The 21,678-nt window shown below is 71.9% G+C and carries 24 protein-coding genes; 9 read left to right on the top strand and 15 right to left on the bottom strand.

Translation table 11 applies throughout. The annotated features are described in order from the left end of the window. Positions 1–5 precede the first annotated feature (5 nt). Positions 6–1,331 (bottom strand): trypsin-like peptidase domain-containing protein, encoded by a 1,326-nt coding sequence (locus tag ACFQSB_RS27820; RefSeq protein ID WP_380829860.1) that lies wholly within the window; start codon positions 1,329–1,331, stop codon positions 6–8. Positions 1,332–1,549: 218 nt separating this feature from the next. Between ACFQSB_RS27820 and ACFQSB_RS27815 the strand changes: the two genes are divergently transcribed. The 5 genes from ACFQSB_RS27815 to ACFQSB_RS27795 all read left to right on the top strand — a co-directional run bounded on the left by ACFQSB_RS27815 (position 1,550) and on the right by ACFQSB_RS27795 (position 4,860). Then, a complete protein-coding gene (locus ACFQSB_RS27815) occupies positions 1,550–1,885 on the top strand; it encodes a PadR family transcriptional regulator (protein WP_380829859.1) in 336 nt (111 codons plus the stop codon). Next, entirely contained in the window at positions 1,882–2,286 is a 405-nt protein-coding gene (locus ACFQSB_RS27810; protein WP_380829858.1) for a DUF1048 domain-containing protein, read from the top strand. The genes ACFQSB_RS27815 and ACFQSB_RS27810 overlap by 4 nt, the downstream gene beginning before the upstream one ends. 23 nt (positions 2,287–2,309) lie before the next feature. Then, on the top strand, positions 2,310–3,155 hold the full coding sequence (locus ACFQSB_RS27805) for an ABC transporter ATP-binding protein (RefSeq protein WP_380829857.1): 846 nt from the start codon (positions 2,310–2,312) through the stop codon (positions 3,153–3,155). Then, positions 3,152–3,913 (top strand): ABC transporter permease, encoded by a 762-nt coding sequence (locus ACFQSB_RS27800; protein ID WP_380829856.1) that lies wholly within the window; start codon positions 3,152–3,154, stop codon positions 3,911–3,913. Before ACFQSB_RS27805 ends, ACFQSB_RS27800 begins: the two co-directional genes overlap by 4 nt. A gap of 125 nt (positions 3,914–4,038) precedes the next feature. Further along, positions 4,039–4,860, top strand: coding sequence for an NAD-dependent protein deacetylase (locus ACFQSB_RS27795; RefSeq protein ID WP_380829903.1), 822 nt, complete (start codon positions 4,039–4,041; stop codon positions 4,858–4,860). A gap of 77 nt (positions 4,861–4,937) precedes the next feature. Here the strand turns inward: ACFQSB_RS27795 and ACFQSB_RS27790 are convergent, their stop codons facing one another. Beyond that, on the bottom strand, positions 4,938–6,164 hold the full coding sequence (locus tag ACFQSB_RS27790; RefSeq protein WP_380829855.1) for an NAD(P)-binding domain-containing protein: 1,227 nt from the start codon (positions 6,162–6,164) through the stop codon (positions 4,938–4,940). A 58-nt stretch (positions 6,165–6,222) separates the two neighbouring features. Here ACFQSB_RS27790 and ACFQSB_RS27785 point away from each other — a divergent pair, with 58 nt between their 5' ends. Further along, positions 6,223–7,143, top strand: a complete 921-nt coding sequence (locus tag ACFQSB_RS27785) for a LysR family transcriptional regulator (protein ID WP_380829853.1) — start codon at positions 6,223–6,225, stop codon at positions 7,141–7,143. On the opposite strand, the gene ACFQSB_RS27780 is transcribed toward ACFQSB_RS27785, so the two are convergent. From ACFQSB_RS27780 to ACFQSB_RS27770, 3 genes are all read right to left on the bottom strand, one after another. Beyond that, positions 7,130–7,915 (bottom strand): ribonuclease HII, encoded by a 786-nt coding sequence (locus ACFQSB_RS27780; protein ID WP_380829852.1) that lies wholly within the window; start codon positions 7,913–7,915, stop codon positions 7,130–7,132. The genes ACFQSB_RS27785 and ACFQSB_RS27780 overlap by 14 nt on opposite strands. A 270-nt stretch (positions 7,916–8,185) precedes the next feature. Beyond that, positions 8,186–8,803, bottom strand: a complete 618-nt coding sequence (locus tag ACFQSB_RS27775) for an FMN reductase (RefSeq protein WP_380829851.1) — start codon at positions 8,801–8,803, stop codon at positions 8,186–8,188. A 285-nt stretch (positions 8,804–9,088) separates the two neighbouring features. Continuing rightward, positions 9,089–10,210, bottom strand: coding sequence for an LLM class flavin-dependent oxidoreductase (locus ACFQSB_RS27770; RefSeq protein WP_380829850.1), 1,122 nt, complete (start codon positions 10,208–10,210; stop codon positions 9,089–9,091). Positions 10,211–10,432: 222 nt separating this feature from the next. On the opposite strand from ACFQSB_RS27770, the gene ACFQSB_RS27765 reads away from it, so the two are divergent. Beyond that, positions 10,433–12,064, top strand: coding sequence for a sensor histidine kinase (locus tag ACFQSB_RS27765; RefSeq protein ID WP_380829849.1), 1,632 nt, complete (start codon positions 10,433–10,435; stop codon positions 12,062–12,064). A 114-nt stretch (positions 12,065–12,178) separates the two neighbouring features. Here ACFQSB_RS27765 and ACFQSB_RS27760 read toward each other — a convergent pair whose 3' ends face one another. Together ACFQSB_RS27760 and ACFQSB_RS27755 are read right to left on the bottom strand one after the other, a co-directional pair. Continuing rightward, on the bottom strand, positions 12,179–12,640 hold the full coding sequence (locus ACFQSB_RS27760) for a nucleoside deaminase (protein ID WP_380829848.1): 462 nt from the start codon (positions 12,638–12,640) through the stop codon (positions 12,179–12,181). 55 nt (positions 12,641–12,695) lie between these two features. Beyond that, complete coding sequence (locus ACFQSB_RS27755; protein WP_354835572.1) at positions 12,696–12,929, bottom strand: zinc-ribbon domain-containing protein; 234 nt, start codon at positions 12,927–12,929, stop codon at positions 12,696–12,698. Between the two features lie 110 nt (positions 12,930–13,039). On the opposite strand from ACFQSB_RS27755, the gene ACFQSB_RS27750 reads away from it, so the two are divergent. Next, on the top strand, positions 13,040–13,651 hold the full coding sequence (locus ACFQSB_RS27750) for an ArsR/SmtB family transcription factor (RefSeq protein WP_354928213.1): 612 nt from the start codon (positions 13,040–13,042) through the stop codon (positions 13,649–13,651). Beyond that, positions 13,651–14,394 carry an SRPBCC family protein gene (locus tag ACFQSB_RS27745; protein ID WP_380829847.1) on the top strand — a complete coding sequence of 248 codons (744 nt, stop codon included), beginning with the start codon at positions 13,651–13,653 and terminating at the stop codon, positions 14,392–14,394. Before ACFQSB_RS27750 ends, ACFQSB_RS27745 begins: the two co-directional genes overlap by 1 nt. Before the next feature lie 48 nt (positions 14,395–14,442). Here ACFQSB_RS27745 and ACFQSB_RS27740 read toward each other — a convergent pair whose 3' ends face one another. The 8 genes from ACFQSB_RS27740 to ACFQSB_RS27705 all read right to left on the bottom strand — a co-directional run bounded on the left by ACFQSB_RS27740 (position 14,443) and on the right by ACFQSB_RS27705 (position 21,662). After that, on the bottom strand, positions 14,443–14,763 hold the full coding sequence (locus ACFQSB_RS27740; RefSeq protein WP_380829846.1) for a hypothetical protein: 321 nt from the start codon (positions 14,761–14,763) through the stop codon (positions 14,443–14,445). A gap of 2,008 nt (positions 14,764–16,771) precedes the next feature. Next, complete coding sequence (locus ACFQSB_RS27735; RefSeq protein WP_380829845.1) at positions 16,772–16,927, bottom strand: hypothetical protein; 156 nt, start codon at positions 16,925–16,927, stop codon at positions 16,772–16,774. Between the two features lie 604 nt (positions 16,928–17,531). Beyond that, complete coding sequence (locus tag ACFQSB_RS27730) at positions 17,532–17,810, bottom strand: MoaD/ThiS family protein (RefSeq protein WP_354928219.1); 279 nt, start codon at positions 17,808–17,810, stop codon at positions 17,532–17,534. A 3-nt stretch (positions 17,811–17,813) separates the two neighbouring features. After that, positions 17,814–18,896, bottom strand: coding sequence for a WD40/YVTN/BNR-like repeat-containing protein (locus ACFQSB_RS27725; protein WP_380829844.1), 1,083 nt, complete (start codon positions 18,894–18,896; stop codon positions 17,814–17,816). 139 nt (positions 18,897–19,035) lie between these two features. Next, on the bottom strand, positions 19,036–19,338 hold the full coding sequence (locus ACFQSB_RS27720) for a DUF6510 family protein (protein WP_380829843.1): 303 nt from the start codon (positions 19,336–19,338) through the stop codon (positions 19,036–19,038). 1 nt (position 19,339) lies between these two features. Continuing rightward, positions 19,340–20,080, bottom strand: a complete 741-nt coding sequence (locus ACFQSB_RS27715) for a ferredoxin reductase (RefSeq protein ID WP_380829842.1) — start codon at positions 20,078–20,080, stop codon at positions 19,340–19,342. Continuing rightward, a complete protein-coding gene (locus tag ACFQSB_RS27710; RefSeq protein ID WP_380829841.1) occupies positions 20,077–20,676 on the bottom strand; it encodes a molybdopterin-dependent oxidoreductase in 600 nt (199 codons plus the stop codon). Before ACFQSB_RS27710 ends, ACFQSB_RS27715 begins: the two co-directional genes overlap by 4 nt. A 572-nt stretch (positions 20,677–21,248) precedes the next feature. Next, positions 21,249–21,662 carry a carboxymuconolactone decarboxylase family protein gene (locus ACFQSB_RS27705; RefSeq protein WP_380829840.1) on the bottom strand — a complete coding sequence of 138 codons (414 nt, stop codon included), beginning with the start codon at positions 21,660–21,662 and terminating at the stop codon, positions 21,249–21,251. Positions 21,663–21,678: the final 16 nt, after the last annotated feature.

Here is a 21,678-nt window from a genome sequence, read left to right as displayed (position 1 = left end):
CGGGGTCAGCGGCGGGGAGTCCTGTCCTTGCCGGCGGCGATGGCGTGCCGCGACTCGGTGATGTACGAGGCGACGTAGGGATGGGCGGGGAAGAGCGCGCGCACCCGCTGGAACCGGGGGAGCGCCGCCCGGTAGCGGCCGGAGAAGAAGTCCTCCAGGGCGGCGTCGTACAGCACCGTCGTCCGTGAGGCGGACGGCGCGACCCCGGCGGCGGCCAGCCGCTTGCGCACGATGCTCACCGGCAGGATGAAGCTGTGGTTCTCGGCGGTCTCGCCCGTGGCAGGGTCGACCGAGCCGGCGATCAGCGTCCCGATGACCTTGCCGTCCTCGTCGAAGACCGGTCCGCCGGAGTTGCCGTGGTAGGAAGGCGCCTGAGCCTGGATGTACGGCACGCCGAGCACGGTGGTGCGCCGGGCGTTGTAGGCGCCTTCGGTCAGCGCCGGGTACAGCCGCGAGCGCAGGTCGAACACGGCGGTGTTGGTGGTGATGAGCCCGGGGAACCCGTTGATGTACAGCGGGTCGCCGACGCGGACGTCGGAGTCGCGGCCGAGCGGCACCGTGGGCAGGTCATGGGCGCCGGGCATCTTGAGCACGGCGAAGTCCTCACCGGGGTAGTCGCGGCCCTTGGCGACCAACCGGATCGGCGTCACCTTGGCCGTCTTGTCCCTGCCGCCGCCGGGCAGAGGAGTGATGACGGCGATGCTCCGGTGGATCCCGGTCACCCGCATCTGCCGCGCGTTGAACCGCCCGAACATCTCCTTGGCCAGCCGCACCAGCTCGTCGTCCGGCTGGGCGCTCCTGCGGATCGCCGTGAGGAACGACTTCGCGTCCGCCCCGGTCACCGTGGGGAGCACCTTGGCGCCGTAGAACCGCCGCAGGGCCGCCCGGGTCGCGCTCACGCAGTGCGCGCCGGTCACCATGTACCCGTCCGGCGTCACCCACCAGCCGGTGCACAGGCCAGGACGGACCAGCTTGGCCGTGCGCGCGGGCCCGGCCGGGGCCAGGTAGCGCTCGACGTGCCCGGCGGCGGTGCGCAGCACCCACTTGGCCTGGCTCTGGTGGTCGGCGGGGATGCGCCCCGCCTTGGCGTGCCGGGCGGCCGCGTCGAACAGCGCGGAGAACGCCTTCTTGGCCTTGGGCGACGGCACGGTGACGGTCGCGGCGTAGTCGGTCTCGATCAGCTGCACCGCCGGATCGGTGCGGGCCGCCAGCCGCGTGCCGACCGCCACCCCGCGCTCCGCCTCCGCCGGGGCCACCCCGGTGACCCCCGGCACCACGGCCATTCCCGCCAAGCTCAGCCCCGCCGCCGCCATCCGTAAGCGCGTTCGCATGGCTCCACCCCCTCAGGCATCTCCTCCGCAGAGTCTGGGCGAACCCCCTGAAAGCTCCCTTGCATCCCACTTACTCCCTGTTCCGAGGCGGCCCGTGCCCAGCGGAGAGGCCGCCGGCCATCTACGGGGCGACCGGAGCCACGCGGGCTTGCGCCGTCGCTATTCAGCGTTACTATGTACCAGTAGCTAGTGTCACCAAGTAGCTGGAGGGATGCCTCATGGGCAAGCTGGTGACGGAGATGCTCAAGGGGACGCTGGAGGGCATCGTCCTCGCGATCCTGTCCGGCCGGTCCGCGTACGGCTACGAGATCACGGCGTGGCTGCGCGACCAGGGCTTCTCCGACATCGCCGAAGGCACCGTCTACGCGCTGCTCATCAGGATCGAGCAGCGCGGTCTCGTCGACGTGCAGAAGGTTCCGTCCGAGAAAGGGCCGCCGCGCAAGGTGTATTCCCTGAACGCTCAGGGACGGGAGTATCTCGAAGAGTTCTGGAAGACCTGGAGTTTTCTCGCCGAACGGCTCGAACAGCTCCGCGACGGAGGTAATGGAAAATGACCACGGATCCGATCGAGCAGAAGAATCGCTACCTGCGGTACCTGGAGCTGGTCACCGGACCGTTCGAGCAGAAAAAACGCTACCGGCAGTACAAGGCGCGCACGGAGCGGCTTCCCGCGGACTACCACACGGCGATCGACGCGCTGCAGCGGTACATGTTGTTCTTCGGGCCGGGAAAGGCGGACAGCCTGCTGGCGATGCTGGACGATCTCGCCGACCTGTTCGAGCAGAGCGCGGCGAACGGGACTCCGGTCCGCGAGGTCGTCGGGGAGGACCCGGTCGAGTTCGCCGAGGCGTTCCTCCGCAACTACCCGGAGGGTCAGTGGATCAGCCGCGAGCGGGAACGGCTCACCCACGCCATCGACCGCGCCGCCGATCTGGCCGCGGGTGACAAGTCGTGACGAAACAGAGAACGGATATCGGAATGACAGCCGATCGGATTCAGGGCCCCGCGATCCGGGTGCAGGGCCTGGAGAAGTCGTACAAACAACTGCGGGTGCTGCGCGGCGTCGATTTCGACGTGGCGCGGGGCGGCATTTTCGCCCTGCTCGGCTCGAACGGGGCGGGGAAGACCACGGTCGTGAGAATCCTGTCCACGCTGCTGAAGGCAGATGCGGGAAAGGCGCGCGTCAACGGCTTCGACGTCGCCACGCAGGCCGCGGACGTGCGGGAGTCCATCAGCCTCACCGGGCAGTTCGCGGCCGTGGACGAGATCCTCAGCGGGCGGGAGAACCTCGTGCTGCTCGCCCGGTTACGGCACCTGAAGGATCCAGGCCGGATCGCCGATGACCTGCTGGAACGGTTCTCGCTGACCGACGCGGGCGCGCGGAAGGTGTCGACGTATTCGGGTGGCATGCGCCGCCGCCTGGACATCGCGATGAGCCTCGTCGGCGATCCGCCGGTCGTCTTCCTCGACGAGCCGACGACCGGGCTCGATCCCCAGGCGCGCATCGAGGCGTGGCGGGCCGTCAAGGAACTCGCCGCGCGTGGTACGACGGTGCTGCTCACGACGCAGTATCTGGACGAGGCCGAGCAGCTCGCCGACCGGATCGCGATCCTGCACGAGGGCCGGATCATCGTGAACGGCACCCTGGCCGAACTGAAGCGACTGCTCCCGCCGGCCAAGGTGGAATACGTCGAGAAGCAGCCGACCCTGGAGGACGTCTTCCTCACCCTCGTCGGCGGCGGCGGCAAGAACGGCGAGCACGGCGAGCACGGCGGGAGCGGTCCGGACGCCATCTCGGCACGGACGAGTGAGGAGCGACGATGACCAGGCATTTTCTCGGTGACACCGCGGCCCTGCTGGGACGATCGCTGCGCCACATCACGCGCAGCGTGGACACCATCATCACGACCACGATCATGCCGATCGCCATGATGCTGATGTTCGTCTACGTGTTCGGCGGCGCGATCAAGACAGGGGCGGAATCGTATGTGAACTACCTGCTGCCCGGCATTCTGCTCATCACGGTCGCCTCAGGCATCGCCTACACCGCGTTCCGGCTGTTCATGGACATGAAGAGCGGCATCTTCGAGCGCTTCCACTCCATGCCGATCGCCCGGTCGTCCGTCCTGTGGGCACATGTGCTGACCTCGCTGGTCGCCAATCTGATCTCGCTCGTGGTCGTCGTGCTCGTCGCCCTGCTCATGGGGTTCCGCTCGGCGGCGGGAGTGCCGGCGTGGCTCGCCGTCGCCGGCATCCTGGTCCTGTTCACCCTGGCGCTGACGTGGATCGCCGTCATCCCCGGCCTGTCGGCGAAGTCCGTGGACGGCGCGAGCGCGTTCTCCTACCCGCTGATCTTCCTGCCGTTCCTCAGCTCGGCCTTCGTGCCCACCGCCACCATGCCCGGCCCGGTGCGCGCCTTCGCCGAGCACCAGCCGGTGACCTCCATCGTCAACGCCATCCGCGACCTGTTCACAGAGCGGCCGGTCGGCACTGACATCTGGATCGCCCTGGCCTGGTGTGCCGGCATCCTCGTCGTCGCCTACATCGCCGCCATGGCCACCTACCGCCGCAAGATCGCCTGAACCATGGTGATCGCGCCCGTCTGACCCACCTCAGCGTGGCGAACAGGCGGAATGCTGTTCACCCGCAGGATTTCCGCCCGGACGCGGGCGTGGGGCACCATGGAGGGGTGAACGAGGGCGCGGGCATGCTGGCGAAGTTCCTGGCCGAGGGCGACGTGGTGGTCCTGACCGGGGCCGGCATCTCCACCGAGTCGGGCATCCCCGACTACCGGGGGCCGAGCGGCGCCCTGCGCCGGCACACCCCGATGACCTACCAGGCCTTCACCGGCGACCCGGCCGCCCGGCGCCGCTACTGGGCGCGCAGCCACGCCGGGTGGCGGTCCATGGCGCGGGCCAGGCCGAACGCCGGGCACCACGCGGTCGCCCGCCTCCAGCGGCGCGGCCTGGTGTCCGGCCTGGTGACCCAGAACGTCGACGGCCTGCACCAGGCCGGCGGCGCTCGGAGCGTGATCGAGCTGCACGGCAGCCTGCACCGCGTCGTCTGCCTCGACTGCCGTGACACGACCCCGCGCGAGGAGCTGGACCGCCGCCTGCGGGAGGCGAACCCCCGGTTCGGCGCCCTGGTCACCGCCGTCAACCCCGACGGTGACGTCGAACTGCCCGGCGAGGCCGTCGAGGCGTTCGTCCCCGCCGCCTGCCGGGCGTGCGGCGGCGGGATGCTCAAGCCCGACGTGGTCTTCTTCGGCGAGACCGTTCCGCGGGACCGCGTCGACGCGTGCTTCGCGCTCGTCGAACGCGCCCGGCTGCTGCTGGTCCTCGGCTCGTCCCTCAGCGTCATGTCCGGACGCCGGTTCGTGCTGAGGGCCGCCAAGCTGGGCGTCCCGGTCGCCATCGTCAACCAGGGCCCCACCCGCGGCGACGACTACGCCGACCTCACCGTCGACGCCCCCCTCGGCCCCACCCTCACCCACACCGCCGACCTCCTGGCCCCCGCCGCCGGCTCCTGACCGGCCGGGCGCGCCTCTCCTCCAGGAACGGACGTCCTCACGCGGAAGGTCCCCGCCAGCCCCCTGGTGAGGCCGCGCTATCCGGCGGCGGCCGGGGGGATGACGGCGGTGAGTTCCACCTCGACCAGCAGGCCTGGGCGGAACAGGCGGGAGACCTCCACGGTCGTGCTGGCGGGGGGCTCGCCGGTGATGTGGCGTGTGCGCACGGCGGCGTGCTCCCGCAGGCGGGACATGTCGGTGAGGAACGTCCTGATATGGGTCACGTCGTCGAACGTGCAGCCCTGGTCGGCGAGGATGCGGGACAGGTACTCCATCACCTGCTCCGACTGCGCGGTCATGTCGTCCTCGCCGATCACGTTGCCCTCGGCGTCCAGCGCCACCTGGCCGGAGACGAACAGCAGGTCGCCGGCCCGCGTGGCGTGGGAGTAGCGCCCGTTGGTGGCGGGCACCGAGGCGGGGTTGAGCTTGTCCACCCCGGCACGCGCGCGCGGCGCCGGGCCGCCGGCGATGTGGGGGAACACGGCGGTCAGGTCCTCGCCGCCGAGGCCGGCGGCGACCGCCGCGTCCAGCCGGCTCCCCGCCGCCCCCGCGAGCGTCTGGACGGGGTGCGCGGCGAGCGCGAGGTCCTTGGCCGCGAGGCCGAGCCCGTAGCGGCGTTCGGCGCGCGTGCCCTCCACCGCGGGGCGCACCCGTTCGGCCAGGGCGGCGAGCGGGCTGGCGCCGAGCACGTCCAGCAGCGCCCCGGTGTCCACCCCCGCCGCGCGGGCGTAGGCGACCGTCTCGGCCAGCAGCACCTGGGCGGGCACCACCGCGCTCATCACGGCCAGCTTCATCGCCGCCCCGGCGCCGGGGCCGCCGATCTCCCGCACGTGCCCGAAGACCTCCAGCACCTTGCGGCACCGCGCCAGGTCGCCGGGGGACCCGCCGGCCAGGACGGTGAGCGTGCCCTCGCGCGCCGGGTCCACGCTGCCCAGCACCGGCGCGTCCACCAGGGCAACGCTCGCGGGGAGCACGTCGCGCAGGGCGGCCACCGCGCCGGGGCCGATGGTGGACATCTCGACCACGAGCGTCCCCTCCCGCAGCCCGGGCGCCGCCAGGCCGAGCACGTGCGTCACCGCGGGCGGGTCGCTGAGCATCGTGATGACCAGTTCCGCCTCCGTCACGGCCTCGGCCGGCGAGGCGGCGGTTCGCGCGCCCGGCACCGTCCGCGGGGTGCGGTTCCACGTCGTCACGTCGTGCCCGGCCTCCACGAGTCGCCGGGCCATGGGGACGCCCATGCGTCCCAGTCCGAGAAAGGCAATCACGGGCTCGACCGTAGAGAAGCGCCAAGCATTCCACCAGCGACTAGATTGCATGTATCCCATGCGCTGGAGGAATGTGTTCGACATCGACGCACTGCGCCTGCTCGACGCCGTCGCACGCAGGGGCTCGTTCACGGCCGCGGCCGGTGAGCTCGCCTACACCCAGTCCGCGGTCTCGCGCCGCATCGCGTCCCTGGAGCGGCAGGCGGGCGGGCCGCTGTTCGAAAGGCTCCCCCGGGGCGTGCGGCCGACCCCGGCCGGGGAGCTGCTGTGGCAGCACGCGCGGGCCGTGCTCAACCGCCTGGCCAGGGCCGCGGACGACCTGGCGGGCATCCACGGCGGCTACCGGGGGCGCGTCCGCCTCGGGGCGTTCGCCACCGCCAACGTCGCGCTGGTCCCAGCAGCGCTGAGCGCCTTCCGCCGGGAGTTCCCGCACGTCGAGATGGTTCCCGCCGAGGGACAGAGCGGCACGCTGCTGCGCCGCATGCGTGAGGGCAGCCTGGACGTCGCGGTGGTCAGCGACTACCCCTCAGGGCTCCCCTACGACGAGGACCTGGAGTTCGTCGAGCTGGTGCGGGACGAGCTGCTCGTCGCGCTGCCCGGCGGCCATCCGCTCGCGGCGGCCGGCCACGTCGACCTGCGCGACCTGCGCGAGGAGACCTGGCTGGAGGCGCCGCCTCCCGGGCAGCGCACCATGCTCGCGGACGCCTGCGCCCGCGCCGGCTTCACCCCGCGCACGCTCAAGATCGCCGAGTGGACGGGGAAGTTCGGGTTCATCGCGGCCGGGCTCGGCGTCACGCTGGTTCCCTCCATCGCCGCGTGGGCCGTGCCGGACGGGCTCGCGCTGCGCCCGCTCGGTGAGCCGGCGCCGTGCCGGACCGTGTCGGCGGTGCTCCCGCCCGCGCCGCTGCCCGCCGCCCGCACGGTGGTCGGCTTCCTGCGGCGCGCGGCCGGTCGGGAACCGCCGGCTAGAGCAGAGTGAGCTGGCCGGAGGCGGCGAGCGGGTCGCGGTGCCTGCGCAGGTGCCGCCACTTGGGCAGGTCGTCCAGGTAGGACCAGCTCAGGCGGTGGTGCGGCGTCGGGCCGTGCTCGGCCAGCGCCGCCTGGTGGACGGGGGAGGGGTAGCCGGCGTTGCCCGCGAAGTCGTAGGCCGGATGCCCGGGGGACAGCTCGGCCATCAGCCGGTCGCGGTGCACCTTGGCCAGCACCGACGCCGCCGCCACGCTGACCGACCGCAGGTCGGCCTTGACCTCGCAGCGCACCCGCCACGGCGCCCGCAGGAAGTCGTGCTTGCCGTCCAGGATGACCGCGTCCGGACGCACGGGCAGGGCCGACAGCGCCCGGGACGCGGCCCGGCGCAACGCCTCGGTCATGCCCACCTCGTCGATCTCCTCGGCGCTCGACGCGCCGATCGCGTGGCAGGTCAGCCAGCCGGGCAGCGCCTCGGCGAACGCCTCGCGGTGGGTGCGCGCCAGCAGCTTGGAGTCGGTGAGCCGCACCGTCGTCCCGCCGCGGCCGGGCAGCTCGGGCGGCGGGCCGAGGTCGGTGACCGCGGCGCACACCACGACCGGACCGGCCCACGCGCCGCGGCCGACCTCGTCCACCCCGGCGATGACACGAGCCCCTCCGGCGCGCAGCTCCTGCTCGATCAGGTAGCCGGCGGCACGAGGCTCGGCGGGCGCCTCCTTCCGCGTGGCCCGGGTGGCAGCCGTCGCCGGCGTGGCCTGCGTGGCCTGCGTGGTCCGCTTTCGCATCGGTCCATCATGGCAGGACGGCACGCACGGCGGCGCGGCTTCGCGGACGGACACCGGTCACCCGGGTGGGCGGTGGTCATTGGACGGGTGGTCACCGGACCGACGCCGGTCACGGGCGGGTGGTGACCTTCGGGCGGACGCCGGTCTCCGGCGGGCACCCGTCATCGGACGGGCGCCTGTCACTGGACGGGCGGTGGTCGCCGGCGCCGTCCCCGGCAGGCACGGGCGCCTGTCGCTGGACGACGGCGCGGGCCGACGGACGGAGCCGGATCAGGGGCGCAGCGCCGCCAGCTGCTGTTCGAAGGGGATGAGCTCCTCGACCGGCTCTGCGGCCGGGGGCCGGCGCAGCATCAGGTCGGCCAGCTCGCCGCCCGCGCGGGCGACGCGGGCCGCCAGGCCCTCGGTGCGCTCGTCCCCGGCCGAGCCCCAGTCCTCGGAGGCGGCGTACACCGCGGTCGGCACGACCACCGCGCGCAGGTAGGCGAACAGCGGGCGCATGGCGTGCTCCAGCGCCAGCGAGTGCCGGGCCGTGCCGCCGGTCGCCGCGATCAGCACCGGCCTGCCGGCCAGCGCGGTGTTCGGCAGCACATCGACGAACGACTTGAACAGCCCGCTGTAGGAGGCGGTGAAGATCGGGGTGACGGCGATCAGGCCGTCGGCCTCGCCCACCGCCCGCTGCGCCTCGTCCAGCGCCGGGGAGGGAAAGCCGGTCACCAGATTGGCGGCGATGTCGCCGGCCAGTTCGCGCAGTTCCACAACGCGCACCTCCACCTCCCGGTCCTGCGTCAGCCGGGCGCGGGCGGCCTCGGTCAAACGGTCGGCGAGCAGGCGCGTCGAGGACGGCAGACCGAGGCCCGCGGACACGGCGACGAGCTTCAACGGCTTCATGGGGTGCTCCCGGAGGTCGGGGGATGGCGGGGAAGGGACCGGCGTCCGGGCGGATCGACGCCGGTCAGGAGGCGGGACGGGGCCCAAGTCCGGTTCTCGGACGGGGCCCGCGTGGGCGGTTCCAGGGCCCGGGCTGGAATGGCCGGTTCTAAAGGCCGGGTTCGAGTGGCCGGGCGTGACTACGGGCTCGAGTGACCGGTTCTGAGGCGGGGTTCGAGGGGCGCTACTCCGGCGGGGAATGGCGCCCGAGGGCCGGGGACCCGTGCCTCGTGGGCGTGCGGAGGTTCAGGAGGAGGGTCCGGTGGTGACCTGGGGTTCCTGGGCCGCCGCCTCGGCGTCGCGGTGGGCGACGCGGGCGGCGTGGGTGGGCCCGTCCGGCACCTGGGCCGGCCGGCCGGAGGCGAATTCCTTGCGCAGCACCGGGACGACCTCCTCGCCGAGGATGTCGAGCTGTTCCAGGACGGTCTTCAGCGGCAGGCCGGCGTGGTCCATCAGGAACAGCTGGCGCTGGTAGTCGCCGAACGACTCGCGGAAGGTCAGCGTCTTGTCGATGACCTCCTGCGGGCTGCCCACCGTGAGCGGGGTCTGCTCGGTGAACTCCTCCAGCGAGGGGCCGTGGCCGTACACCGGGGCGTTGTCGAAGTACGGCCGGAACTCGCGCACCGCGTCCTGGGAGTTCCTGCGCATGAACACCTGGCCGCCGAGACCGACGATGGCCTGATCGGGAGCGCCGTGCCCGTAGTGGGCGAAGCGCTCGCGGTAGAGACCGATCAGCCGGATGAAGTGCTCCTTGGGCCAGAAGATGTTGTTGGCGAAGAACCCGTCGCCGTAGTAGGCCGCCTGCTCGGCGATCTCGGGGCTGCGGATCGAGCCGTGCCAGACGAACGGCGGGACGCCGTCCAGCGGGCGCGGTGTCGCGGTGAATCCCTGCAGCGGCGTGCGGAACCGGCCCTGCCAGTCGACGACGTCCTCGCGCCAGAGGCGGTGCAGCAGCGCGTAGTTCTCGATCGCGAGCGGGATGCCCTGGCGGATGTCCTGCCCGAACCACGGGTAGACCGGGCCGGTGTTGCCGCGGCCCATCATCAGATCGACGCGCCCGCCGGCCAGGTGCTGGAGCATGGCGAAGTCCTCGGCGATCTTCACCGGGTCGTTGGTGGTGATCAGGGTGGTGGCGGTGGACAGGATGATCCGCTCGGTGCGCGCCGCGATGTAGCCGAGCATCGTGGTCGGGGAGGAGGGGACGAAGGGCGGGTTGTGGTGCTCGCCGGTGGCGAAGACGTCCAGGCCGACCTCCTCCGCCTTCAGGGCGATGGCGACCATCGCCTTGATGCGCTCGTGCTCGCTCGGCGTCGTGCCGGTGGTCGGGTCGGTGGTGACGTCGCCCACGCTGAAGATCCCGAACTGCATCGCCCTCATCATCCTTCTTATTGTTGAAGTTTCAACGACCTAAGCGTCGTCACCGTACCGGTTATTCCACCGGGCCCCACGGCCGCGCGGCCCGGCCGGACCGGTCTCCATGCCCGCTGTGACGACAGACGCGCGGCGCGGGGACGTACGGTCCGGAGCACGCTGGGGGAAAGCTACGATGCCTTGCATGTCCGCCATCGTCAGGGTCGTTTCGGGCACCCTATGAGAGCTCGCTGGAGCGCCCAGGCGTGGTTCGCCTTGGTGCTGGTCGTCATGGTCGTCCTGCTGGCGCTGTCCGCATTGGCGGGCTCGGTCGTCCTGCGTCACACGACGGAGGTCTCCAACCGCCTGACCGACGTGATCTCCCCGGCGCGCATCGAGTCCGAGCGCATCAGGACCGCGCTCGTCGACCAGGAGACCGGCGTCCGCGGCTTCCTGCTCACCGGCAAGGAGGACTTCCTCGGGCCCTACGTCGCCGGGCAGGCCGCCGAGCGGCGGACGGCCGCGGCCGTGCGCGGGCTCGCGCCCGGCGCGCCGCCGTTGCACGAGCTGACCGAGGTCGAGCGGCTGAGCGCCGAGTGGCGCGCCCGCTACGCCGAGCCGCTGATCGCCAGCGTCCGGCGCGACGGGTTCGACAAGGTGTCGGCCGAGCGCACCGAGGCGGGCCGCCGCGCGTTCGACACCCTGCGGTCCGCGCTCGACGCGCAGGACGCCGCGTGGCTGCGGACCCGTCAGGCCGCCCGCGCCGAGCTGAGCTCCGCGCGCACGGTCAGAAACGTCAGCTTCAGCGGCATCATCGTCTTCTTCCTGCTCACCATCATCGCGCTCGCGGTGCTGCTCCGGCTGGTGGTCTTCCGGCCGCTGGAGCGCCTGCGCGCCGCGTCGCGGCGGGTCACGGCGGGCGACTTCGGCCACCACGTCGACACCGGCGGCCCCTCCGACGTCGCCGAACTGGCCCTGGACATCGAGGCGATGCGGGTGCGCATCGTGACGGAGCTGGAGGAGACCCGCCAGTCGCGCGAGATGCTCGAGCGGCAGACGGAGGAGCTGCGGCGCTCCAACGGCGAGCTCGAGCAGTTCGCCTACGTCGCCAGTCACGACCTGCAGGAGCCGCTGCGCAAGATCGCGAGCTTCACCCAGATGCTGGAGCAGCGCTACGGCGACCGGCTGGACGAGCGGGCCAAGCAGTACATCGGCTTCGCCGTCGACGGCGCCAAGCGCATGCAGACGCTCATCAACGAGCTGCTGACCTTCTCACGCATCGGCAGACTGAACGTCGAGTTCACGCGGCTGAAGCTCAGCGAGACCGTGGAGCTGGCCGTGCGCAACCTCGCGGTCCGGGTCGAGGACACCGGCGGCACCGTCGAGGTGGGCGAGCTACCGGAGATCACCGGCGACCGCACCCAACTGGTGATGCTCTGGCAGAACCTCATCGGCAACGCGCTGAAGTTCCGCCATCCCGATCGCGCCCCCGTCGTGCGGGTCGACGCCGAGCGGGTCGAAGGCGAGCAGGGCGGCGGCGAGCAGGGCGGCGACGAGTGGCGCATCACGGTGACCGACAACGGCATCGGCATCGAGCCCAAGTACGCCGACAAGATCTTCCTGATCTTCCAGCGGCTGCACACCCGCGACGCCTACGAGGGCACCGGCATCGGGCTCGCGATCTGCCGCAAGATCGCCGCCTACCACGGCGGGCGCATCGAGCTGGACCTCGCCTACACCGGCGGGAGCCGCTTCATCATCCACCTGCCCGTCACCGACGGGCCCGCCGCGCCCGTCGGCGCACCGGTCGTCGCCGCCCCGGCCGCGTCCGCGGTCCCCGCCAGGCAGGCCACCGCCTCCCGCGACGCCTGAGTCCCGGCCTCCCCGTCGCCTGCCGGCACCGTACGGCCGCGACGCGGTCTCGGAGCCGGGACGCCGCGACGCCGGGCCGTGCTCGCCGGCCTGATCCTTCCGCCGGCGGAGGGGTCAGGTGTCCTGGCCGATGTCCTCGTACCACAGCTCCGGGTGCTCGCCGATGAACGCCGTCATCAGCTCGGCGCATTCGGCGGAGTCGAGCACGACCACGTGGACGCCGTGGCGGGCCAGCCACTCGTGCTGACCGGTGAACGTGCGGCTCTCGCCGACGACCAGGCCGGTGATGCCGAACTGCCGGATCAGGCCGCTGCAGTACCAGCAGGGTGACAGCGTCGTCACCATGGTGGTCCCGTGGTAGGTGCGCTGCCGGCCGGCGTCGCGGAAGGCGGCGGTCTCGCCGTGGACCGACGGGTCGCCGTCCTGCACCCGGCGGTTGCGGCCCCGGCCGAGCAGCCGCCCGTCCGGTCCGAACAGCGCCGCGCCGACGGGGACCCCGCCCTCGGCGAACCCCTTCCTGGCCTCTTCCAGCGCCACGGCCAGCATCGCGGCCGGGGAGGTGTGCTCGACGGTCATGGCGTGAGCATTCCGCGACCGCCGCCACGGGAAACCGGCCGCGCGTCGCGCCGCGTCACAGGATGGCCGAGCGGGTCGCCTCCTGCCGCGACAGGCCGTACGTCGCGCCGCACGCCGTGCACTGCGCCGCGTACCTGGTGCGCAGCCGGAACAGCGGGACGAAGAACAGGCTGAAGCGGGTCACCCGTTCTGACAGCATCTGGGCCGCCACGGTGCCGCAGACCCGGCAGGCGGAGCGGAGCGTGCCGAGCGGGTGGATGGTCGTGCGGAGCCCGAACAAGATGAACATCACCCACCTCTACCCAATGCGGGACGCTCGAGTCCGTTTCGCCATCGCCCCCGCGATCCGACAACTTAGACAGTCTTGACAACTTCGTTTGTCGGTGAGACCGTTGTGTCATGTTCGAAGTTGCGGTGATCGAAGATGCGGCGGCGGCCCAGGTCTCGCTGGACCCGGTGCGGGCCCGGCTGCTGGCCGAGCTGGCCGAACCCGCTTCGGCCGCGACGCTGGCCGGGCGGGTCGGACTGCCGCGCCAGAAGGTGAACTACCACCTCAAGGCGCTGGAGCGGCACGGCCTGGTCGAGCTGGCGGAGGAGCGGCGCAAGGGCAATGTGACCGAACGGGTGATGCGGGCCACGGCGGCCTCCTACGTCATCTCGCCGGTGGCACTGGCGGCGGTGGCGCCCGATCCGGCGCGCTCGCCGGACGCGCTCTCGGCGCGCTGGCTGCTCGCCGTCGCCTCGCGGCTCGTGCGCGACGTGGGAAGACTCGTCGTCGCCGCGGCCAAGGCCCGCAGGCGGGTGCCGACCTTCACCATCGACGGTGAGGTGCGTTTCGCCTCGGCCGCCGACCGTGCCGCGTTCGCCACCCGGCTGGCCGAGGCGGTCACGGCCCTGGCCGGCGAATACCACGACGAGTCGGCCGATGGCGGCCGCGTACACCGCCTGATCGTGGCGATGCACCCCTACGTGCCAAGTGAGACAGACCTCGAGCCTGAAGGGACCCCGTGATGACGCATCCGTTCGAAGTGCGCAAGAAGATCGAGCTGCGGGCGAGCGCCGAGCAGGTGTGGGAGGCGGTGGCCAGCGGGCCGGGGTTGAACTCCTGGTTCCTGGGCCGCAACGAGGTCGAGCCGTGGGTGGGCGGCAAGGCGGTGCAGTTCTTCGGTGACTTCCCGGTGGAGGCGACGGTGACGGCGTGGGAGCCGGGGAGGCGGTTCGAGTTCCGGGGAGCCGAGGGCGAGGACGGCACGTTCATGGCCTTCGAGTTCCTGATCGAGGGGCGCGAACAGGGCGGAACGGTGCTGCGGCTCGTGCAGAGCGGTGTTCTGGGTGATGGATGGCAGGCGGAGGTGGAGGCGTTGGAGCGCGGCTGGGACATGTATCTGCACACGCTGGATCAGTATCTGACGCATTTTCCCGGTCAGTTCGCGCTGGTGGTGTTCGCGGCGCGGCCGGGTGGCGGCGGGGTGGAGCCGGTGTGGTCGGTGCTGGAGCGTGGTCTGGGATTGTCGGGGAAGGTCGTTCAGGGCGATCGGGTGCGGTTGACGCCGGAGGGCTTCGCGCCGATCGAGGGGGTGGCCGATTATGTGGCGCCGGACTTCCTGGGAGTGCGGACCGGCGATGGGTTGTACCGGTTCATCCGGGGCCAGCAAGACACGGTCGTGGTGGCGCACCACATCTTCACCGACAAGGTCGACCCGAGGAAGGTCGAGCAGGCCTGGCAGGACTGGCTGGACAAGCTCTTCGCCTGACGGCCCTTCCCGCCGCACGTGAGAGCGGCGGCCCCCACCAGCGCAGCATCAGACGACAGGACGCCGGTACCGAAGGTCACCATGGGCATGGACGAGAGCACGAATCCCCGATACGGCGACGACCGCGGTCGCGCCGACGATGACCCCCAGGCGGGCGAGCCGCGCGACCGCCTGGGTCACTCTTCCGCCTCCGTCCCCCGTTCGGGGAACGGCGGCGCTGAGGGCGAACCCCAGGCGGGCGAGCCGCGCGACCGCCTGGGTCACCCTTCCGCCCCTGTCCCCCCTCCGGGGAACGGCGGCGGCCCGCGGGACCAGGACGAGGTGGTCCTTCACCGGGACCCGGGCGAGCCCGGAGAGGAACCGTTCCATCAGGACCCTCCAGGGGCGGCCCGCGGCGTGCTCCCACGCCCCCCGGAGCCGCCCGGCGGCGGGCCCTTCCAACGTCCCCCGCCCAACCCCGCCGATCGGGACCACCCCACCCCCAACGGGGCAGGCCGTCCTGCGGCCCCCGGCACTCGTCGTACGGAGCCGGTTCCGGGTGAGGGGCTCTCCCCGCGGGATCCGAGTGGCTTCGGTGAGGAAGAACGTGCGGCGGACCCGGATGGTCCGGCCGCGGGTTCTCCGGGGCCGGATCGCGGCAGGGGTGAAGAAGAAGACAGGCGGCGGCCTGAGCCGTCCGCCGACAACGACGCGCACGCCGATCGGCCGGCCGGCGAGGACGACCATCGCCAGGAGCCCCCCGGCTCCGGCAGGTCCTTCCTCCTGGGACTCGCCTGGTGGCCCTAGACCGCCCGGCCCGCCGCGCGGGCCCGGCCCTCCGTCCCCGTCCGGGACGGCGGGCCGGCGCCGCGCGGCGGGCGAGCCGGCGGTCCGAATCTTCCGCGCAACCGATGAGGATGACCATGTCTCCACGCGACGACCACCACGAGCGCTGGGAAGAGGAACCGCCTTGGTGGGAGCAGGACCCGACCGAGTGGACACATCACCCCACCCCGGATGACGACCATCTCCCGCCGGGCGGGAACGACGAGGCCGCTGCCGACCGGCGCCGGCTGCCACGTCCCGACCAGGACGCGTTCCGGCCCGGGATCTTCTCCGCGCCCGGCGAGGTGTTCCCGGACCCGAGCCGGCCTTCCCGCCGCGGTCAGGACGGCCCCTCGCCGAGGCGGCCCTCGACCCCGAGGAAAGCGTTCCCAGGTGAGGACGGTCGGCCGCGGCCGAGTAACGGCGCATTCGGCCTCGGAGAGCAGCCGGTGCCCAAAGACGAGTTCCCGGGCGAGAGTCGTCGTCCGTGGCCGGGCGATGGCGCCCCCGGCCTCGGAGGACAGCCGGTGCCCAAGGACGAGTTCCCGGGCGAGAGCGGTCGTCCAGGGCCGGGTGGTGGCGCATTCGGTCTTCGGGAGCAGGCGGGGTCCAAGGACGGGTTCCCGGGGGAGAGTCGTCGTCCGCGGTCGGGCGATGGCGCCCCCGGCCTCGGAGGACAGCCGGGGCCGAGGGATGTGTTCCCGGGCGAGAGCGGTCGTCCAGGGCCGGGTGGTGGCGCATTCGGTCTTGGGGAGCAGGCGGTGCCCAAGGACGGGTTCCCGGGCGAGAGTCGTCCGTGGGCAGGGCATGACGTGCCGGGTTCTTCGGACCGTCCGGCGCCGCAGAACGTGGTCCCGGGGCAGGGTGGTTCTTCGTGGCCGGGCAATGGCGCTCCCGGCCACGAAGACCGTCCGGTGGCGGGGGAGGCGTACTCCGATGACCGGCGACGGTCGTGGCGCGGAGAGGACGTGACCTCACACCGGGACCGGTCCGCCCCGGCGGAACCGGGTGACGGGGAAACGCCCCGGCCGGAGGCGTCCCGGCATGTCTCCCTCGGCGATCACACCTACCTGTGGGAGCAGCACGTGGCCCTCTGGGAGGAGGAGATCGCCGAGGCGCGACGGGAGGCCGCCGCACGTGGGGGTCGCACCGCTTCCACGGCACGCCCCGTGCCGCGCCGGCCCGGCGTCTGCGTGCGCGGCATGGGCTGCGTCGGATGCCCTGGACCTTCCGCGGCCGACGGAGATTCCTCCTCCGCGTCCACATGCTGGTGCACCCGGCGCCGTGATCAGCAGTGAGGGCCGTCGGACGAACCGCTCCGCATCGCCATGGGCGGTCCGAGGACGAGGAGCGGGGACGTACGTGCCCGTCTGAGTGATCGCGACCATCCTGAGCTGCCGGTTCAGGAGCCGCCGCCCGGTGGCCCGGCCCTTCGGGGCCGGGCCCGTGGCGCCGGATCCGGACCGGCGTGTCGCCCGGCGAGCCGGTGCCTGCCGCAGGTGCGGTCGGCGGGTACCGGCTCGTCGGCCTTTCACCTTCCGGTGGCCGGCCTTGTCTCGGGGGTGGTCCAGGGTCACTTGACCGAGGGATATTCCACCGTCACCGGAACAATGTTTCGTGGCGGTATCGGGTTGACCGGAATGGCGGTGATGGTGTTACCGATATGAGTCAGGGGAAACCATCCTGAAATATCGGAATACTTCGAATAGGGGGCGACAACCTGCTGCATGAGCCTGTTTTCCTGCATGAGAAGCGTACCGATAGGGAGTGAATAGCGGGCGCGAATAGCTTCACTAGTGCGACGGCGGGACGGCACAACGCCAGAACCGCCATGGACGAGGGGTCAGCGCAATGAGCGAGTACGTCGGGACCACCGCCTCACCTCAAACCCTCATCGACACTCTGACTTCGGTGGTGGGGTTGAGCCTGACCCCCGACAAGACTGGCAACACTCCCTGGGGCTGAGCCCCACCAGAGCCGTGATCCTGATGCGGCCGGAGCCCACACGGCTCCGGCCGCATCGCCGTTTCCGGACATCGGCATCCCGCCCTTGCCAGGGGCGCCCTTCCGCCGCTACCAGACGTCAGCCGCCCGCTCCGGTCCGAGGTCAGCCGACGGCCGGCCGTTTTCGGACACCGGCATCCCGCCCTTGCCAGGGCACCCCTCTGCCACCGCCAGACCTCAGCCGCCACCGCCAGACCTCACCCGTCTGCGCCGGCCAGCCGTGCGCGCCGGACCGAGGTCGGCCGTCGTCTACTGCAAGAGAGCAGCCGTCCGGGACTGGCATGGAGGATGACCGTGCAGGGGCCGGCCGGGTGCCGGCCTGCGTGAGGTCAGCCGCCTGCGACGCTGGGGAGGAGGTGGACTTCCGCCTCACCGGGCACAGGGGCATCCGAGCCGCCGATGGAGCGGCAGTCGACCCCGTCGATGTAGACGTTCATGTAACGCCGCAGAGCGCCCTGCTCGTCGCGCACCCGCCGTTCGAGGCGGGGCCAGCGCCGGCCCACCTCGTCCAGCACCGCGCGCAGCGTGCCCGTGGCGTCCACGCTGAGCGCCTTGACGCCGTCGACCTCGCCGCGCAGCGTGGAGGGCACTAGAACGGTTACCGCCATCGGTCAGACCACCGCTGCCCGGACGCAGAGCACATCGGGAAGGTGGGAGGCGACCAGCGCCCATGAGTCGCCCTCGTCGGGGCTGGCGTAGACCTCGCCTGACCGGGTGCCGAAGTAGACGCCCGCGGGGTCGGCGTCGTCGGTGCACATGGCGTCGCGCAGCACGGCCGGGTAGAACGGCTCGGACGGCAGGCCGTCGGACAGCGCCTCCCAGCTCTTGCCGGCGTCCTGCGAGCGGTAGACGCGGCAGCGCTCCTCGGGCGGGAAGCGCATCGCGTCGGCGACGAGCGGGAAGTTGTAGACGACGTCGGGCCGGTGCGGGTGGGTGACGATGGTGAAGCCGAAGTCGCTCGGCAGGCCCTCGGCGATGGACTCCCAGTGCGCCCCGCCGTCGTCGGAGCGGTAGACCCCGTGGTGGTTCTGCGCGTACAGGCGGTCGGGGTCGCCGGCGTCCCTGCCGACCTTGTGCACGCACTGGCCGAACTCGGGGAAACGGTCGGGCTGGAAGGTGGCCTGGATGCCGGAGTTGGCCGGCGCCCAGGAGCCACCGCCGTCGGCGCTGCGGTAGACGCCGCCGGTGGACATCGCGACCAGCAGCGAGGACGGGTCGCCGGGGTGGGGGAGGATCGTGTGGATGGCCTGCCCGCCGAAGCCTGCCTGCCACTGCGGACGGTGCGGGTGATCCCACAGGGAGCGCACGAGCTCGAACGTCATCCCGCCGTCGTCGGAGACGAAAAGGGCCGAGGGCTGCGTGCCGGCGTAGACGCGCCCGGGGCGGAAGGGGTCGGGGACCAGTTGCCAGACGCGTTCGAGCGCCGTGCCGGTGTCCTGCGGGAAGGCCACCGGCGGGCGGTCGGGCTCGTGCCATGTGGCGCCCAGGTCGTCGCTGTAGGCGACGCTCGGCCCGTAATGGGAGCTGCTGACCCCCGCCAGCAGGCGCGGGACCGGCCCCCGCTTGTCCACGCACACACCGTAAACGCCGGTCATGGGGAAGTGGGGGCCGGTGACGTCCCACGACGCGCGGTCGTCGTCACTGCGGGCCAGGAACAGCCCCTTCGCGGTTCCAAGGGCCAGAAGGACGGTCATCGCGATGCCTTTCGGTGTGGACGGAATGGTTACCGACGGTCAGTATTCCGTCCACGGCACCGGTTCCGGAAGACCTGGACGCCAGGTTTCTAGAACAGGTGTTTGATCGGGCGCGTCGTGAGCCCTCGCTTCGCGCGGATCAGGGGCCCGCGGTCCCCTGCGGATCGGCGGGCAGCGGGATGCGCAGGCTCACGGTGCCGCGCATGTCCAGCCAGGCGGCATCGGGGCCGCGCACCAGGCGTAGGACGACCTCTTCGCACCCGGGGCAGCGGGCCACCCAGCCCGGGCCGGGCCCGTACACCCGCAGGGACGCGAGCGGGCCGGCGAGCCCGCAGCCCGCGCACCGGCCGTCGGCGGCGGTCACGTCGACGGCGAAGATCTCGCGCAGCGGGCCGGCCAGGGCGTTGCCGTCCTGGTAGGCGTCTTCGATCGGTCGGGTCATGTCAGCCTCCGGTGGGGCCGAAGCGTTCGGTCCTGATCTTGCGGGGATCGTGGCCGAGGGCGAGCAGGATGTCGGCGGCCGTCTCGACGAACCCCGTGGGCCCGCAGACGTAGCAGTCGGGCGCGAGCCCGGCCGGCCAGCCGTGGGCGCCGAGGTCGGCCGCCATGAGCCGCCCCGCCGCGCGGGGCCAGCCGTCCGGGGCGGACCGCGTGTACAGGTAGGCGACGTCGAGCCCGGCGTCGCCTGGGCCGGCGTGGCGCAGTTCATCGGCGTAGAAGCGCTGGCGCGGCTCGCGCACCGAGTAGACCAGGCGGAAGGGCGTCCGGCTCCCCGCCTGCCGGCGCGCGCGGATCATCGCCATCAGCGGCACGATGCCCGACCCGCCCGCGACCAGCAGCACCGGCTCCACGCCGGTGGGGCGCCACACGAACCAGCCGCCCACCGGTCCGCGTATCTCCACCTCGTCGCCCACCTCCAGGACCTCGGCGAGGTAGGGCGAGACCTCACCGCCGGGGACGTTCTGCACGGTCAGCTCGACGAGGTCGCCGTCGGAGGCGGAGGCCACCGAGTAGCTGCGCTGGGTGCTGTAGCCGTCATCGGCGGTCAGCCGCACGTCCACGTGCTGGCCGGGCAGATGGCCGGGCCAGCCGGGGATCTTGAAGACCAGCGTGCGCGCGGCGTCGGTCTCGGCGCGGGAGCCGACCAGCCGCGCGGCCCGCCACGTCAGCCGGCGGGTGTTCAATCGCCCTGGTAGCGCTGCTCGCGCCACGGGTCGCCGTAGTTGTGGTAGCCGGCGGTCTCCCAGAAGCCGGGCCAGTCGTCGTTGAGCAGCCGGATGCCGCGCACCCACTTGGCCGACTTCCACAGGTACAGGTGCGGGACCAGCAGCCGGGCGGGGCCGCCGTGCGCGGGCGCGAGCTCCTCCCCGTCGTATTGGTAGGTGATCCATGCCTGGCCGTCGAGCAGGTCCTCCACCGGCAGGTTGGTGGTGTAGCCGCCGTAGGAGTGGACCAGCGCGTACTCGGCGGTGGTCTCGACGTCCTCCATCAGCACGTCGAGCGACACGCCCTTCCACGCGGTGCCGAGCTTGGACCACTTGGTGACGCAGTGCAGGTCGACGGTGGGCGTCTCGGCCGGCAGGCCGAGCAGTTGCTCCCAGCTCCAGCGGTGGGAGTGCCCCGCCTCGGTGTCGATCGTGAACTCCCAGCGGTCCAGTGGGATGCGCGGGGTGGGCCCGGCCGACAGCACCGGGAAGTCGTGCGTGAGGTACTGGCCGGGCGGGAGCTTGACGCCCTCGTCCCTGGGCCGGCCGCGGAAGCCGCGCGAGATGATGCCCATCGGTCTCTTTCCTTCGTGCCGCCGACGGTCGTTGCGGAGATCGTGCCAGAGAAGGTGGTTCGACCCGATTACGCGATGATTGAAGTCGAGTGAACCGATTCGTACGGCTCTAACTCACAATAGCGGTCTTCCCTCGGCGGGCCGGAGCGGACTCGCGGGCGAAATCGGCGTCGGCCCGCGCCCACACGCCACCCCTGGTCGCGGGCCAGGACGGCGCCCTCGCGCACCGGCCGGGGCGGCGACGGGCGTCCAGCGGCGTCGGCATCAGTCGTGTGCGGTGATGAGAGGTCGGTTTGTGAGTTGATGCCCCTTCCGGCGTTGGGTTTGGAAGAGGCGGGCTGGTCAGCGGGGTGGCTGCTGGGCTAGGGGCGGGGCTGGGCGAACAAGCCGGGCTCGGTCTCGATGAGGATGCCGCGGCTGACCAGGCGTTTGAGCTTGGAGCGGATGTTCTCGGTGTTCTTGGACACGATGGGCAGGTCCAGGGCCTGCGGCCCCGGCGGTCATGGAGAACCTCTTCGCGAGCAGCACCCTGGCCACCTGAGGTTGGCCTGGGTGACCACTGCGCGCGGCTCTCACCGGGGCTGTTCGGCTGCGTGGATCTCCTGGAAGACCTGCCGGGCGATCTGATAGCTGTCGAAGGCCCGGGCGGCGCCGGCGTACGCCTCGATGTGGATGAACGCCTCGACGATCTCTTGTGGAGTGACTCCGTTGCCGAGTGCGATGCGGAGCTGTCCGCGCAGCGGTTCGAGCGTGCCCAGGGTGGCGGCGATCGTCACGGAGATGAGGGCGCGGGTGCGGGTGTCGAGAACGTCGGTACGTGGCCATGCGTCCCCGAAGGTGTGCAGTGTGGCCAGGCGTGTGAAGTCCGCCGCGTTGGCCGGCTCGCCTGGGCCGGGTTCCAGGAACGGCTCCAGCCGCCTGCCGAGCAGCCGCGCGGCCGTGTCGAGTGCGGCCGCGTAGCCGGGTTCCTGCTGGTCGTCGGTCATGGTGGTTCCTCGATCG

The sequence above is a fragment of the Sphaerisporangium rhizosphaerae genome, assembly GCF_042665155.1.
Lineage (GTDB): Bacteria > Actinomycetota > Actinomycetes > Streptosporangiales > Streptosporangiaceae > Sphaerisporangium > Sphaerisporangium rhizosphaerae.
Note: the sequence above shows the minus strand (reverse complement) of the source record. Positions and strands in the feature narration are given on the sequence as shown.